Source organism: Aurantiacibacter sp. MUD61, from assembly GCF_027912455.1.
Lineage (GTDB): Bacteria > Pseudomonadota > Alphaproteobacteria > Sphingomonadales > Sphingomonadaceae > Alteraurantiacibacter.
Window position 1 is genome coordinate 1116567 of the sequence record NZ_CP115446.1, and the last position, 15038, is coordinate 1131604.

Genomic DNA, 15038 nt, shown 5'->3' on the forward strand with positions numbered 1-15038 from the left:
ACCCTTATTCCGCCGCTTCCATGGCGGCTTCATCGCGCTCAGCCTCAAGCTGCTTCAGAGCGCGCGCATAATCCTTCGGCATGACCTTAACGAATTTGCCCAGCGTGTTTTCCCAATCGTCGAGCATTTCTGCCGCGCGGGCAGAGCCGGTGTGCAGCTTGTGGCGTTCCAGCAGGATCTTGAGCCGCGCGGCATCGTGATAGAGCGGATCGCCCATGCCGAGATCGTCCACGGTGGAGGGGCGCTGCTGCGGCAGGCCCATACCCTCTGGATCGTCCGCCATGGGATCGATCTTTTGCAGCTCCACCTGCGCCATGTTGCAGCGTTCGTGGAACGTGCCTTTGGGGTCGTAGACATAGGCGATGCCGCCGCTCATCCCGGCAGCAAAATTGCGGCCCGTGCGGCCAAGCACGGCGACAACCCCGCCGGTCATATATTCGCAGCCATGATCGCCCGTGCCTTCGACGACGGCGACCGCGCCCGAATTGCGCACGGCAAAGCGTTCACCCGCCACGCCGCAGAAATAGGCCTCGCCCGAAATCGCGCCGTAAAGGCAGGTATTGCCGACGATAATGTTCTTGCGCGGATCGCGGTCCACGCCGTCGGGCTGGCGAACGATCACGCGGCCACCGGACAAGCCCTTGCCGACATAGTCATTGGCATCGCCCACCAGATCCAGCGTCACGCCATGCGCCAGCCATGCAGCAAAGCTCTGCCCCGCCGTGCCGGTGAAGTTCACGCGGACGGTATCGACCGGAAGGCCTGCGTGGCCATGTTGCTTGGCGATTTCGCCCGACAGCATTGTGCCGACGGTGCGGTTAACATTGCGGACTTCGCGCTCCACCTGAACGCTTTCGCCGCGTTCCAGCGCCGGGGCGCAGGCAGTGATAAGCTCGTTGTCGAGCGCGTTTTCAAGGCCGTGCTCCTGCGTTTCCGTATGGAACAGCTCCTTGCCTTCGGGCGGCTCGACCGTGTGAAGCAGGCGGGAAAGGTCCACCCCGTCCGCCTTCCAGTGACGGATGGCGCGGTTCATGTCGATGCGGTCCACCCGGCCGATCATCTCCTCCACCGTGCGGAAGCCCATTTCGGCCATGATCTCGCGCAGCTCTTCGGCGATGAAGAAGAAGTAATTGATCACATGCTCCGGCGTGCCGACGAAGCGCTTGCGCAGCTCCGGATTCTGCGTGGCGACGCCCACGGGGCAGGTGTTAAGGTGACACTTGCGCATCATGATGCAGCCCGCCGCGATCAGCGGAGCCGTAGCAAAGCCGAATTCGTCCGCGCCCAGCAATGCGCCGATCGCGACATCGCGCCCGGTGCGCAGGCCGCCATCCACCTGCACCGCGATGCGGCTGCGCAGATTGTTGAGGAGCAAAGTCTGCTGCGTTTCGGCGAGGCCGATTTCCCACGGGCTGCCGGCGTGGGTGAGGCTGGTGAGCGGCGATGCGCCCGTGCCGCCTTCATAGCCCGAAATGGTCACATGGTCGGCACGCGCCTTGGAAACGCCTGCGGCCACCGTGCCCACGCCCACTTCGGATACGAGCTTGACCGAAATGCGCGCGGCAGGATTCACGTTCTTCAGATCGTGAATCAGCTGCGCGAGGTCTTCGATCGAGTAGATATCGTGATGCGGCGGCGGCGAGATGAGGCCCACACCCGGAGTGGAATGCCGCACCTTACCGATGCGCTTGTCCACTTTGTGGCCGGGCAGCTGGCCGCCTTCGCCGGGCTTTGCGCCCTGCGCCATCTTGATCTGGATATCGTCCGAATTGGCGAGATATTCGGTGGTCACGCCGAAGCGGCCACTAGCAACCTGCTTGATCCGGCTGCGCATGGAATCGCCATTGTCGAGCGGCTGGAAACGGAACGGCTCCTCACCGCCTTCGCCGGTATTCGAACGGCCGCCGATCCGGTTCATCGCGATGGCGAGTGTCGAATGCGCTTCATGGCTTATCGAGCCGAAGCTCATCGCGCCCGTGCTGAAGCGCTTGACGATATCTTCCGCGCTCTCGACCTCTTCGAGCGGGATTGGATCGTTGGCCGGTTTTAATTCCATCAGGCCACGAATGGTCAGCAGGCGCTCGGCCTGTTCGTTCACCGACTTGGCAAAGGCCCTGTAGCGATCCTGCGCATTCTGTCCCGGCTCGCTGCGCACGGCATGCTGCAGGTCGGCGATATTGGCAGGCGTCCAGGCATGCTCTTCGCCGCGCAGCCGGTATTGGTAGATGCCGCCGACATCGAGCATGTTCTTGTAGATCGGGTTATCGCCATAGGCCTCGGCATGGCGGCGCACGGTCTCCTGCGCGACTTCCTTCAGGCCGATGCCTTCGATGGTGGTCGCGGTGCGGGTGAAGAAGCGCTCTACGAATTCGGAGGACAGGCCCACCGCATCGAAAATCTGCGCCCCGCAATAGGACTGGTAGGTGGAGATACCCATTTTGGACATCACTTTCATGATGCCTTTGCCGACCGCCTTCTGGTAATTCTTCTCGACCTCTTTGGTGGTCAGTTCAGGCGCCTTGCGTTGGCGGATGTCCTCCAGCGTCTCGAAGGCGAGGTAAGGATTGATCGCTTCCGCGCCGTAGCCCGCCAGCACGCAGAAATGATGCACTTCGCGCGCTTCGCCGGTTTCGACGACGATGCCGGTCTGCATGCGCAGGCCCTGCCGGGTCAGCTGGTGGTGCACCGCAGCCGTGGCGAGAAGGGCGGGCATGGGAATGCGGTCCGGCCCCTGTGCACGGTCGGACAGGATCAGGATGTTCTTGTCCTGCAGCACCGCTTCGGTCGCGGCCCAGCACATTTCCTTGATCGCCATTTCGAGGCCCTCTGCCCCGCTGTCCACATCCCAGGTGATGTCGATCGTCTCGGTACGGAAGGCGCCGTCGAGCACGCTCTCGACCGAGCGGATTTTCTCCATCCCGCTATTTGTCAGTATCGGTTGGCTGATTTCGAGGCGCTTGTGCGTGCCGGCCTCCCGGCCCAGCAGGTTCGGGCGCGGGCCGACCATCGTCAGCAGGCTCATCACCAGCTCTTCGCGGATCGGATCGATCGGCGGGTTGGTGACCTGCGCGAAGTTCTGCTTGAAGTAATCGTAGAGCAGGCGGCTGCGCTTGGAGAGCACGGCAATCGGCGTGTCGGTACCCATCGATCCGATCGGATCGTCGCCCGCCACCGCCATCGGCTCGAGAAAGCGCGAAATGTCTTCCTGCGTGTAGCCAAAGGCCTGCTGGCGATCGAGCAGCGAGACTTCGTGCTGCTGCACCGCCTCGTCATCGGTCTCGATCGCTTCGAGGTCCTTCAGCTTGTATTGCGCGGCGCGCAGCCATTCCTCGTAAGGATGCGCATTGGCGAGCTCGTTTTTGAGCTCCTCATCCTCGATAATACGCTCTTCCTCGAGGTCGATGAGAAGCATGCGGCCCGGCTGCAGGCGCCATTTCCGGGTGATGTCCTCTTCCGCGAAAGGCAGCACGCCGCTTTCCGAAGCGAGGCAGACGAGATCGTCCTTGGTCACGCAATAGCGCGCGGGGCGGAGGCCGTTACGGTCGAGCGTGGCGGCAATCTGGCGGCCATCGGTGAAGGCGACCGAAGCGGGCCCATCCCATGGCTCCATCAGCGCAGCATGGTATTCGTAAAAAGCCCGGCGCTTGGGATCCATGAGGTCGTTCTTGGCCCATGCCTCCGGGATCAGCATCATCATCGCATGGGCGAGGCTGTATCCGCCGAGCAGCAGCAGCTCGAGCGCATTGTCGAGGCAGGCGGTGTCGGACTGGCCGTGCGGCACGATCGGCCACAGCTTGTCGAGATCGGCACCCAGCAGCTCGCTTTCCATCGTACGGCGGCGGGCGTTCATCCAGTTCACATTACCGCGTACCGTATTGATCTCGCCATTGTGGCAGATAAGGCGGAAGGGCTGGGCCAGACGCCAGCTGGGGAAAGTGTTGGTAGAGAAGCGCTGGTGCACGAGGCCCAATGCGCTCTGGCAATCGGGATCGCGCAGATCGTCGTAGAAACTGCCGACCTGATTGGCGAGCAGCAGGCCTTTGTAAACGACGGTGCGGCTGGAGAAGCTGGGCATGTAGAGCTTGGTCAGGCCCGGCATGTCATGCTTTTCAGCCAGCTCTTTCAGCGGGTTCTGCGTCTGCTTGCGGATGACGATGAGCTTGCGCTCGAAAGCGTCCTGGTCGGGGCAATTGTCTCCGCGCGCGATGAAGCACTGGCGGATCACCGGCATGCTTTCCAGCACGGCCTTGCCAAGGCCTGTCTCGGTCGTCGGTACATCGCGCCAGCCGATCAGCTGCTGGCCTTCCTTGGCGATGAATTTCTCGAATTGGCCGGTGATGAAATCGCGGGCCTCTTCATCCTGCGGCATGAAGCACATGGCGACAGCGTAATCGCCCGGCTGGGGCAGTATCAGGCCTTCGCCATCCGCCCAGCGGCGATAGAGCTTGTCCGGAATCTGGATCAGGATACCTGCGCCATCGCCCAAAAGCGGGTCCGCACCCACGGCGCCGCGGTGATCGAGATTGGCGAGGATTTCCAGCGCCTGCGTAATAATGTCGTGCGATTTCCCGCCTTTGATATGCGCGACGAAGCCCATGCCGCAATTGTCATGTTCGTTTACGCTGTCATACAGGCCCTGGGCCTGGGGAAAATCGGCACGATACTCGGTCAATTGCAATACTCTTCCATGTTGCGAGACGGATAGAGCGCGCGTCCGAAACCGGTTTCATCGGTAACGAATTGCGAAACTCCAGCACGCGGCTGCACGAAAATGTCGTGAGCCGCCGCTATGGCGACATGAAACGTCTTTTGCAAGTTTTGCTGCAGCGCACAAGGGGGTAGAAGGGCGGTGCAAACCTATGCACGCCCTGACCCCGAGGCTTCGTATTGGTAGTGCGTTGCGGCGAGGGAGCGGAATGCCCCCGCGCGCTGTGCTTATTTGCTCATGCGTTGTAGGTTCATCAGCGCTTCGCGCAGAGCGCGCTCATTGTCATCGTTCGATGCCGATTTGCGCGGCTGCGGTGCAGGGGCTGCGCTTGCCTCAGCCAATGCTTGCGGCTTGGGCTGGCGTGCCTCCTGATGCGGAAAGACGACTGCCGGACGCGGCGCTTCTGCGGCCGGCTCGGCCTCTTCAATGCGCACGAAATCGGTGGCGTTCTGCTTGAATGGATTGTTGATCGAAGAGAGCGAGCCATAGGCGGCATCGCGCGAATAGCCGGCTGGCTGCGTGCCTGGCTCGTCTTCAACAACGCTTTCGCCAGCCGGCTCTTCGGCTTCGTCAAACTCGGCCACTTCAGCCGGTGCGCTCGGCGAAGGAGGCGGAATATCGAAAGAAGGCCGCGGCGTAGGCGTTGCGGTCTGAGGAGCGGGCGCAGGCGCAGGCGTAGCGCTTTGCTGCTTGAGCGGCAGAGAGAAAGACGCGGCAATCTCGGACAGATCGTCGGCATCTTCTTCTTCATCATCCTCGACATCGTCGCTCAGACGCATGCTGGCCGACAGCGGAGCATAAGCCTCGCCCGGCGCAGGCCGAGGCACGCTCGGATGTTCCGGATCGCTTTCGGCAGGCTTGTTGAAATAGGCAGCCATGGCTTCGGCAGCATCTTCAGGCGGGGCAGCTTCGAAAACCTGCGGAACGGGAGCGGGAGCGCTTTCCTCTGCTGCTTCCTGCGGCGCGGCAAAAGGAGCGGGGGCAGGCACGGGTGCGGGCGTTTCCGCCGCGCGCTGGGCGCTCCACTCGCGATGCTTTTCCAGCGTATCGCCGAGTTTCTGCACCAATTGGACAAGGCCACCACCGTCTGCTTCGGGTTCGACCGGCTCACCGGTTTCGGCTTGCTGGACGGGTGCGGAGCTCTCGCTGGTCTGCTCGTCAAAAGCGACGGGCACTGCCGGGGCTGCGGCATTGAAAATCTGTTTGTCCGGCATGGTGTCCTCAGGTGATTCGGTTTCGCCGCTATCCTCTTCGCTGGCGTCTCCTGCAGCGTCCGACTGGTCGGCAGGCGCATCGAAGGGGCGGCTATCGCCTTCAGCGTCCGAATTGTCGAATTGGCGCATCATCGAAGGGGGTGAGAACGGCAGTGGTTCGGGCATCTGCTCGGATTCGACCGCTTCGGGCTCATCGACAGGCGCTTCCTCGTGAGAGATCGGAGCAGGCGCGGCGACAAATTCCTGCCGCCCGGACTGGTTCTCCAAAGTAGCCTCGTCTTCTTCCTCGACCGCTGACTCGGCATCGAGATCGAGCGGCTGATCGAGGTCGATGTAATCTGTCTCCTCGGCTGCGCCCGGAAGGGGAGCGGCAACGAGGAACTCGCTCGGCCCTTCTTCCTCCTCCATCGCCAGCGCGCGGCGGCGCTTTGTCAGCGCGGGTGCGGGCTCTTCGTCGATTTCGTCGAAATCTTCAGCATCGGGCTCGATGCCGTCTTCTTCCAGATCCATTTCGGCGTTGAAAGGCTGGCGCGCAAAGCGAGGCTCACTGGCGTCCTCCAGCAGGTCATCGTCCAGATCATCGCTGGCTTTGATGGCTGCAACACGGCGTGCTGCGACGACACCGATCAGCGCGCCAAGGATAGTGGCGACCAGCGCAATGGCGGCACGGGCAGTGAAGCCAAGTGGCGGTGCAGCTGCGGGGATGAGCGAGGCGATGCCAGTGGCGGTCACCAATCGTTCAATCAATTGCACAGGCAGGATAAGGCTGCCGAGGCCCAGCAGCGCAGCAAACCACAGCGCCACAACGGCCGGAAAGGCCGGATGCGCGCTGACCGGCGGCTTGCCGCCACTGCGTGAACTCTGCTTTTGATCCATCGGCATTGATGCCACGATCACATCCTATTCTGGCGCCCGGTCACCTGCATGCTGAGTATCACGCAGCAGCCGACGTCTGGCTATTCACCGGGTGCCCTAGCAAGCTTTGGTAAACGACCTGATAACGCTGTGCATTGCGGTGCCAGTCATGATTGGTGCGGACATGCGTGCGGCCGCGCTCGCGATAGGCATCCCAATCCCCGCGCGCATCGAGCAGATCGGCGAGCGCCTTCGCGCAGTCTGCCGCATCGTCGGGCGCGAACAGCACGCCGGTTTCGCCATGGGTGATCAGCTCCCGGTGACCGCCGACATCGCTCGCGGCGACGAGCTTCATCTGCGCCATGGCCTCCAGCGGCTTGAGCGGGGTCACGAGATCGGTCAGGCGGCTTTTCTTGCGTGGATAGGCCATGATGTCGGTGAGCGCGTAATAGCGTTCGACTTCGGAATGCGGCACGCGCCCGGTAAAGCAGATCGCATCGGCGACCGGAGAGACCTCTGCCTGTGCTTTCAGCTCGTCTGCCATCGGCCCGCCGCCGACCATCAGCAGCCGCGCGTCGGGATGGCGCTCTATCAGCATGGGCATGGCGGCGATCAGATCGTCCAGCCCCTCGTAATCGTAGAAGCTGCCGATAAAGCCGATCACCGGACCTGCGCCAAGGTCAAGCTGCTCAGTGAGCGCGTCATCGCGCGCGGCTGGCTCGCCGAACATCGTTAGGTCGACGCCGTTGGGCATGATGCCGATCTTGTCCGGCGAGACACCGCGCGAGACGAGATCGCCCTTCAGCCCTTCGCAGATCGTCATCACATGGTCCGCTCCGCTCACCGCCATGTTCTCGAGCTGGCGCGTCAGGCGGTATTTGATTGAACCTTCGGCCGAGGTGAGATTGCCGACAGCGGCATCTTCCCAGAAGGCGCGAATTTCATAGACCACCGGTATTCCGAGCTTCTTGCCTGCACGCACCGCAGCAAGGCCATCGAGCGCGGGCGAATGGGCATGGAGAATGTCGGGCCGCCATTCCTTGGCCAGCGCCACGATCGCATCGGCAAGCGCGCCGATTTCCCGCCATTCCTTCAGGCCAGCGGGTCCTTCCGCCTTGCCCGGCGTGCGGTGGAAAGTGAGGCCGTCCACTTCTTCGACTGGCGGGCCGTCCATGCTGTGGCGCAGACCGGTAATGCCGCGCACTTCCAGCCCCATCGCTTTCTGCGCGGTCAGGATTGCGCGCGTGCGAAAGGTATAGCCGCTGTGCAGCGGCAATGAATGGTCGAGAACGTGCAAAATCCGGGTCATCGCCGGTGCCTCTGCCACATCTTGCTTAACGCAGCGTCAAGAGCTTGCGCGTATGGGCGAGGCTGAACCGCACTCGGGAACAGCTTTTGTGATCGATATTTTCTCCATCCTGCTGACGCACGGCCTGATCCTTCTGGTCGGCTGGCGCATGCTGTTCCGGGAAGATCTCGATTTTGACAATCCGGGGGATGGCAAGGCGCTGCGCCCGTGGGAGCGTGGGTCTGGCGATAGCCCCGCAGCGGCCGAACAGCCGGAGGGCGCAGGCGATGCGTGATATCCTGCTGTTCGCCTTCATCGCGGCCATGCTAACGATGGGCTTCAAGCGCCCCTTCCTGTGGGTGCTGCTCTATATCTATGTCGATATCGTCGCGCCGCAGAAGGTTGCGTGGGGTTTCCTCACCAGCCTGCAGGTCTCGCTGATCGTCTTCCTTGCAGCCTTCGGCGGCTACATCCTGCTCGACAACAAGCAGGGCAGCAGGCCCTCTGTCCGGCAGGGGCTGATCATCATGCTGTTGCTGTGGTGCGGCTACACGACCCTGGGCGCGGAGTTCCAGGATTCGGCATGGGAGAAATGGGACTGGGTCTGGAAAGGCCTCGTCTTCGCCGCTTTCCTGCCGCTGACATTGCGGACCAAGTTAAGGCTCGAATCGGCGGCGCTGGTCATGGTGCTGAGCGCGGCGACGATCATCATTCCGGCTGGCATCAAAACGGTGTTCTCCGGCGGGGGCGGGTACGGAACGCTCGCATCGCTGGTGCAGGAAAATAGCGGCCTTTATGAAGGCAGCACGCTGTCCACCGTGGCGATTACAATGATCCCGCTGATCCTGTGGGTCGCGCGCTATTCCACGATCATTACCGAGAGGCGGCTGGCCTGGGCTTTCGCCCTCGCGCTGACTTTTGCCGCGCTGCTCACCCCCATCGGCACGCAGACTCGCACCGGGCTTGTCTGCATCGCCGTGCTGGCGGCGCTGATGCTACGCAGCGTGAAGCACAAATTCCTTTTCGCCGGCATGGCTGCGGCTGCCGTGCTGGTGGCGATTCCCTTCCTGCCCGCGCAATATACAGAGCGCATGGCGACCATCACCGATCACCAGTCGGACCAGTCCGCCTCGACGCGCGTAGCGGTCTGGCAATGGACGCTCGACTATGTGGCGGCCAATCCCAAGGGCGGCGGTTTCGATGCCTATCGCGGCAACAGCTTCACCTACAACACCCGCAATGTGACCGAGCTGGGCGAGACGCAGCAGGTCGAATATGTCGAAATTACCGAGGAAAGCCGCGCCTATCACTCTGCCTATTTCGAAGTGCTGGGCGAGCAGGGCTATTTCGGTTTTGCGATCTGGCTGGCGATCCATTTGACCGGCCTTATCAGCATGGAGCGCGTTCGCCGCCGCTATGCCCGCTTCAAGGATGAAGAGGCGGTGAAATGGCGCGGCTTCGCGACTGCATTGCAGCATGGCCACGTCATCTATCTGGTCGGCGCGCTGTTTATCGGGGTGGGCTACCAGCCCTTTATCTTCATGATGGTGGGCCTGGAAATTGCCCTCGCCACGATCCTGCGCCGCGACAAGCGGGATGAGACCGCCGAAACGCGTCCGTGGCTGAAGAACCGCCAGCCTGCAGAGGCTTCTGCGTGACCACCGTCATCGCTCCACCTGAGCGGCCCCCGCACCTGCCCGCGCTCACGGGCACTCGCGGGATCGCTGCCTGGTTCGTGGTGCTCTACCACGCGCGGCTTTCGCTCACCGGCTGGGTGCCTGAGCCGCTGATCGGCGTGTTCGCGCGGGGCTATCTCGCCGTGGACCTGTTCTTCATGCTCTCGGGCTTCGTCATGTGGCTCAACTACGGGCCGCGCCTCAGGGCAGGCGGTCTGGCAGGCGCCCCCGATTTCTGGTGGCGGCGCGTGGCGCGTATCTGGCCGCTGCATATCGCCGTGCTGCTGGCGATGGTGGGATTTGCCGTGCTGCTCGTGGTGACCGGTCGCCCGACCGATGGCTATCCCTTTGCCGAACTGCCGCTGCACGTGCTGCTGCTCCAGAATTGGGGCTTCACCGACGCGCTAAGCTGGAACCACCCGGCTTGGTCGATCAGCGCCGAGATGGGCGCCTATGTGGTGTTTCCCTTCCTCGTGCTCGCGGTGCGATGGGAGGAATGGCGCGTGCCTGCGCTCATCGTGATGATTTTGGCCTGTGCTTTGGCTCTGGCAGGAGTGTTCACGGCATTCGGCGCCGCGACTTTGGGGGAAGAGATCACAAGGCTCGGCTTGCTGCGCTGCGTGCTGCAATTCACGATCGGCATGATGCTCGCGCTGCTGTGGCTGCGCTGGCGCAATGGCGCGGTGAAAGCGCTGTGGCCCGCATTGCTGGGCTTCGCACTGCTCGCCTCCTGGGCGCTCACCCAACGCGCCGAGACGTTGCTCGTCCCGTTAGGCTTTGCCGCTTCCCTGATCGGCCTCGCGCTTTCTACTGGTCCCGCCGCCCGGCTGCTGGGTGGGCGCGTCTTCGAGTGGCTGGGCGATATCAGCTATGCGACCTACCTCATCCACTTCCCGCTTTTCATCCTGGCCAAGATCGTGCTGGCAGACGATGCCGCGCAGATCGGTCCCGGCGGATTTGCGATCTATTGTGTGGCCCTCCTTATCCTGAGCCACCTCGCCTATGGTTTGCTGGAAAAGCCGGCCCAGCGCGCGCTCAATCGATTTGCGCCATCAAAGCGGCGCAGCGCAGTTCCCGCCGAATAGACGCGCAATCTCGACATTTGCGCAATGTGCGGGAATACTCACGCGCATGGATGGGACAGCGTCGCTCGGCATCATGGAAATCATCGGCATAGCGGGCAGCATGAGCTTGCTCGCGGGCTGGCGGCTGTACCTCGTCATTTTCGCGACCGGGCTTGCAATGAGCACCGGCCATGTGCCGCTCCCCGAACATCTCGAATCGCTGCAAATACTCGCCAATCCCTGGGTGATGGGCGTGGCCGCTTTCGGCGCGCTGGCGGAATTTTTTGCCGACAAGATACCATGGCTCGATAGCGCGTGGGACACGGTCCACACGCTGGTGCGCCCGATTGGCGGTGCGCTGTTGTCGCTCGCCATCGTCGATCCCGGCGATCCGGCGCTGCAAGTGCTCGCCTTCCTCCTCGGCGGCGGCGGAGCACTGCTTTCACATGGCGGCAAGGCAGGCGCCCGCGCGGCGATCAACACAAGCCCCGAACCCGTCAGCAATATCGCCATGTCCACCGCAGAGGATGTCGCGACAATCGGTCTGTTGTGGTTCGTCTACGAATACCCCTGGGCCGCAGCGGGCGTGGCGCTGGTCCTGCTGGCGCTGGCTATCGGGACGGTGATCATGCTCAGGCGCTTGCTGAAGCGGGTGTTCGGGAAGAGGGATGTAAGCGAGGGGTCGGTTTGAGTTTGTTTGTTTTTCGAAAGCGCATCCGCGCTTTCGTCCTCGCTATACGCGCAGGCAAGCTGCGCCCGCTGCGGACGGCCGTTCGGCCTTGCCCTCGGCTGGTCGCCGAGCGTGCTCCGCGAAATCGATCAATTGAAGTGCTGGTCTCGCTGGCCGAAGGTCAGCGACCGAGCGCACGGCGCGACCCGCAGGTGCCGCGTAGGCGGAACGCAGTCCCGCCGGAGCGAATAGCACCGAGGACGAGGGCGCGGATGCGCCCTCGAAAATCAAGAATTCGCCCGCATCCATTCCTCGACAACCGGCGCAATACGCTCGCGCCATTTGCTGCCGTTGAAAATACCATAGTGCCCGCAATCGCGTGCGAGGTGGTATTTCTTCTTGGACATCGGCAAATGCTCGGCGAGATCGAGCGCGGCGCGGGTCTGGCCGATGCCGGAAATGTCATCCAACTCGCCCTCGATGCACAAGAGCGCGGTATCGCGAATGGCATCGGGATCGATCGCCTTGCCGCGATGGACGAATTCGCCCTTGGGCAGCGAATGTTCCTGGAACACATGCACGATGGTCTGCAGGTAGAATTCCTCGGTCATGTCGCAGACGGAGAGATATTCGTCGTAGAACTGCTTCGTGCGATCGGCGCTGTCGTGATCGCCAATCGTCATGTGTTTGAACATTTCGTAATGGCTCATCATGTGATCGGCGAGGTTCATGCTGATGAAGCCGGCAAGCTGCAGAAAGCCCGGATAGACTTTGCGCCCCGCGCCCGGATAGTTGATCGGCACGGTCGCGATCACATTGTTCTCGAACCAGCTCAGCGGCTTTTCCATCGCGAGGTCGTTCACGCTGGTCGGGCTGGCGCGAGTGTCGATCGGTCCGCCCATCATGGTCAGCGTCTTGGGACGGCACGGATCCTTTGCTGCAGCCATCACTGCGGTGGCCGCGAAAGCGGGGACCGAAGGCTGGCACACGGCGAGCACATGCGCACCTTTTCCGATGAATTGCAGAAATTCGATCAGGTAATCGATATAGTCATCGAGGTCGAAATGGCCTTCGGACAGCGGAACCGTACGTGCATCGGCCCAATCGGTAATCCAGACTTCCTGATTTTCCACCATGCGCTGCACCGTGCCACGCAGCAGCGTGGCGTAATGGCCGCTCATCGGGGCAACGATCAGCAGTTTGGGCGCGTCTTTCGGCAGGTCGTCCCGCTTGAACCGGCGCAGCGAACCGAAGGCCTTTTCCAATACCACAGTTTCAGAAACGGGTGTCAGCGTGCCGTCCACGTCCACCGGCTGGATGTCGAAATCGGGCTTCCCACGCTCTTCATAAAGATGCGCGAAGAGCTTCAGCGCGCTGGCGGCGGCGGGTCCCATGCCGAAATATCCCATCGGCAGTGATGGATTGTCGAGCAGCCGTGCACCCACGGTCGCCCAGTTGCTGGCCGAGCTGAACCAGGCCTTTTGCATTTCATATGCGGAATAAAGCAAGTTGTCGCATCCCCTGCGTGTGGTGGCTCCGCGTCATGGCTGGACGGTAATGTCCTCTCCCCGCGGGCCGGATTCGTGCGCCTGCCATTATGGGCATGTGCGCGAGTTGCGCTGACATGCCCCTTTTTTAGCGATGTTGCAATGCGGCATGACGATTCCGCACTGCGGTAGTGGAAAATTCATGGCTGGAGGGTCGTTGGCAGACCGCAGTCCGGGTTGACGGGGCCGCGCATTGGGCTACGTCCGAAAACACTTATGGCGCTTCCCCAAACGGCAGACGATCCGAAACCGGCCAAGAGCCTGAAGCCCCTGCGCATGATTGTGCGGGAGGCTAAGAAGTATCCGACGCAGCTCACCTTCGCGATTATCGCTCTATTAGTGACAGCTGCCGTGATGTCCCTGGCGATTCCGTTTGGCCTCAAGCTGGTGGTCGATCGCGGCTTTGGTGGTGACGGCGATATTTCTCGCTGGTTCCGGTACCTGTTGCTTCTCGTTTGCGTGCTGGGCGTCGGTACGGCGCTGCGCTTCTATTTCGTCAGTTGGATTGGCGAACGCGTGGTCGCCGACATTCGCCACCGGGTCTATTCGAACCTGTTGCGCCTCTCGCCGAGTTTCTTCGAAGAAAACAGTCCGAAGGAAATCAGCAGCCGGATGACGTCTGACACGGCGATTATCGAAACGATAGTCGGCACGACCATTTCGGTCGCGCTGCGCAATTCGATCATGGCGATTCTCAGTATTGGAGGCCTGTTTTATCTAGCCCCGCAGCTCACAGTCTGGTTGCTGGCCGGAATCCCATTGGTGATTATCCCCATTGCGGTATTTGGACGTCGCCTAAGAGCGGTGAGCAGGACCAGCCAAGATCGGGTCGCCGATGTCGGCGGGATCACCACCGAAGTGCTTTCTTCGATGAAAATCGTGCAGGGTTTCAATCAAGAATTTCGCGAGGCGGAGCGTTTTCGCGGCGCGGTAGAGGACACGTTTGCTGTCGCCAAAAGACGTATTTTGCTGCGCGCGGTGATGACCGCGACCATCATGACACTAATCTTCGGGGCCATCGTGCTGCTACTGTGGCGGGGCGCGATACTCGTCAGTGAGGGGGCAATTACGGGTGGGACGATCACCGCATTCGTCACTGGTGGAATTATTGCAGCAGGGTCTTTGGGCGCGCTGACCGAAGTCTATGGCGACCTCTTGCGCGGCGCGGGTGCCGCGAGCCGTTTGGCCGAATTGCTGGAGGAGGAGCCGGAAATCACCGCTCCCGCCCGTCCGCAGTCCCTGCCCACACCGCCGCGCGGCGGCCTTGCATTCCAGAACGTCACTTTCAGCTATCCCACCCGCCCTGATGAAGAGGCGCTCGCCGATTTCAGCCTGACGGTGGAGCCGGGTGAGACAGTGGCGATCGTCGGCCCGTCTGGCGCGGGCAAATCAACGATTTTCCAGCTCGTCGAGCGATTCTATGATCCCAAGGCCGGCACGATCAAGCTCGATGGCGTGCCGCTGACGCAGGCCGATCCGGCCGACATTCGCCGGCGCATCGCTCTGGTCCCGCAGGAAGGCATCCTCTTCGCGGCGAGTGCCCGCGACAATTTGCGCTACGGCGCGTGGGATGCCGATGAGGAGGCGATCTGGGATGCGGCGCGCGCGGCCAATGCCGAGGACTTCCTGCGCGCTTTGCCCGATGGCCTCGATACATTCCTGGGTGAAGGCGGCGCACGGCTTTCCGGCGGGCAGCGGCAGCGTGTGGCGATTGCCCGTGCGCTGCTGCGCGATGCGCCGATCCTGCTGCTCGATGAAGCGACCAGCGCGCTCGATGCCGAAAGCGAGCGGCTGGTGCAGGATGCGCTCGACCATCTGATGGAGAACCGCACCACGCTTGTGATCGCCCACCGCCTCGCCACCGTGCGCGCAGCCGATCGCATCGTGGTGATGGAAGATGGGCGCATGGTGGAGCAGGGCGATCACGCCAGCCTGAGCGAGAGGGGCGGGCTCTATGCGCGCCTCGCCTCGCTGCAATTCGATGAGCCTGCGGCGAAGTGAGCCACACGCCCGTTG

Annotated in this window: 10 protein-coding genes; 5 read left to right on the top strand and 5 right to left on the bottom strand. The window is 62.2% G+C overall.

Annotated features, from left to right (window positions below; genetic code table 11):
* Positions 1–4: 4 nt before the first annotated feature.
* The 4 genes from gltB to O2N64_RS05355 all read right to left on the bottom strand — a co-directional run bounded on the left by gltB (position 5) and on the right by O2N64_RS05355 (position 8086).
* Positions 5–4672, bottom strand: a complete 4668-nt coding sequence (gltB, locus tag O2N64_RS05340; RefSeq protein WP_442866743.1) for a glutamate synthase large subunit — start codon at positions 4670–4672, stop codon at positions 5–7.
* A complete protein-coding gene (locus tag O2N64_RS05345; protein WP_271079248.1) occupies positions 4669–4815 on the bottom strand; it encodes a hypothetical protein in 147 nt (48 codons plus the stop codon). The genes gltB and O2N64_RS05345 overlap by 4 nt, the downstream gene beginning before the upstream one ends.
* 120 nt (positions 4816–4935) lie before the next feature.
* Complete coding sequence (locus O2N64_RS05350) at positions 4936–6813, bottom strand: hypothetical protein (RefSeq protein ID WP_271079249.1); 1878 nt, start codon at positions 6811–6813, stop codon at positions 4936–4938.
* Between the two features lie 43 nt (positions 6814–6856).
* Positions 6857–8086: a TIGR04063 family PEP-CTERM/XrtA system glycosyltransferase gene (locus O2N64_RS05355; protein ID WP_271079250.1), complete on the bottom strand. Its 1230-nt coding sequence runs from the start codon at positions 8084–8086 to the stop codon at positions 6857–6859.
* A gap of 88 nt (positions 8087–8174) precedes the next feature.
* Between O2N64_RS05355 and O2N64_RS05360 the strand changes: the two genes are divergently transcribed.
* Genes O2N64_RS05360 through O2N64_RS05375 form a run of 4 tightly spaced genes read left to right on the top strand, consistent with a single transcriptional unit; the run spans position 8175 to position 11496 of the window.
* Positions 8175–8360, top strand: coding sequence for a hypothetical protein (locus O2N64_RS05360; RefSeq protein WP_271079251.1), 186 nt, complete (start codon positions 8175–8177; stop codon positions 8358–8360).
* The gene (locus tag O2N64_RS05365) at positions 8353–9723 is read left to right on the top strand and encodes a putative O-glycosylation ligase, exosortase A system-associated (RefSeq protein ID WP_271079252.1); all 1371 of its coding nucleotides are present in this window, start codon (positions 8353–8355) and stop codon (positions 9721–9723) included. Before O2N64_RS05360 ends, O2N64_RS05365 begins: the two co-directional genes overlap by 8 nt.
* Positions 9720–10826 carry an acyltransferase family protein gene (locus O2N64_RS05370; RefSeq protein ID WP_271079253.1) on the top strand — a complete coding sequence of 369 codons (1107 nt, stop codon included), beginning with the start codon at positions 9720–9722 and terminating at the stop codon, positions 10824–10826. The genes O2N64_RS05365 and O2N64_RS05370 overlap by 4 nt, the downstream gene beginning before the upstream one ends.
* 46 nt (positions 10827–10872) lie before the next feature.
* Entirely contained in the window at positions 10873–11496 is a 624-nt protein-coding gene (locus tag O2N64_RS05375; protein WP_271079254.1) for a DUF4126 domain-containing protein, read from the top strand.
* Between the two features lie 266 nt (positions 11497–11762).
* On the opposite strand, the gene O2N64_RS05380 is transcribed toward O2N64_RS05375, so the two are convergent.
* A complete protein-coding gene (locus O2N64_RS05380; protein WP_271079255.1) occupies positions 11763–12983 on the bottom strand; it encodes a polyhydroxyalkanoate depolymerase in 1221 nt (406 codons plus the stop codon).
* A gap of 255 nt (positions 12984–13238) precedes the next feature.
* Between O2N64_RS05380 and O2N64_RS05385 the strand changes: the two genes are divergently transcribed.
* Positions 13239–15023, top strand: coding sequence for an ABC transporter transmembrane domain-containing protein (locus O2N64_RS05385; protein WP_271079256.1), 1785 nt, complete (start codon positions 13239–13241; stop codon positions 15021–15023).
* Positions 15024–15038: the final 15 nt, after the last annotated feature.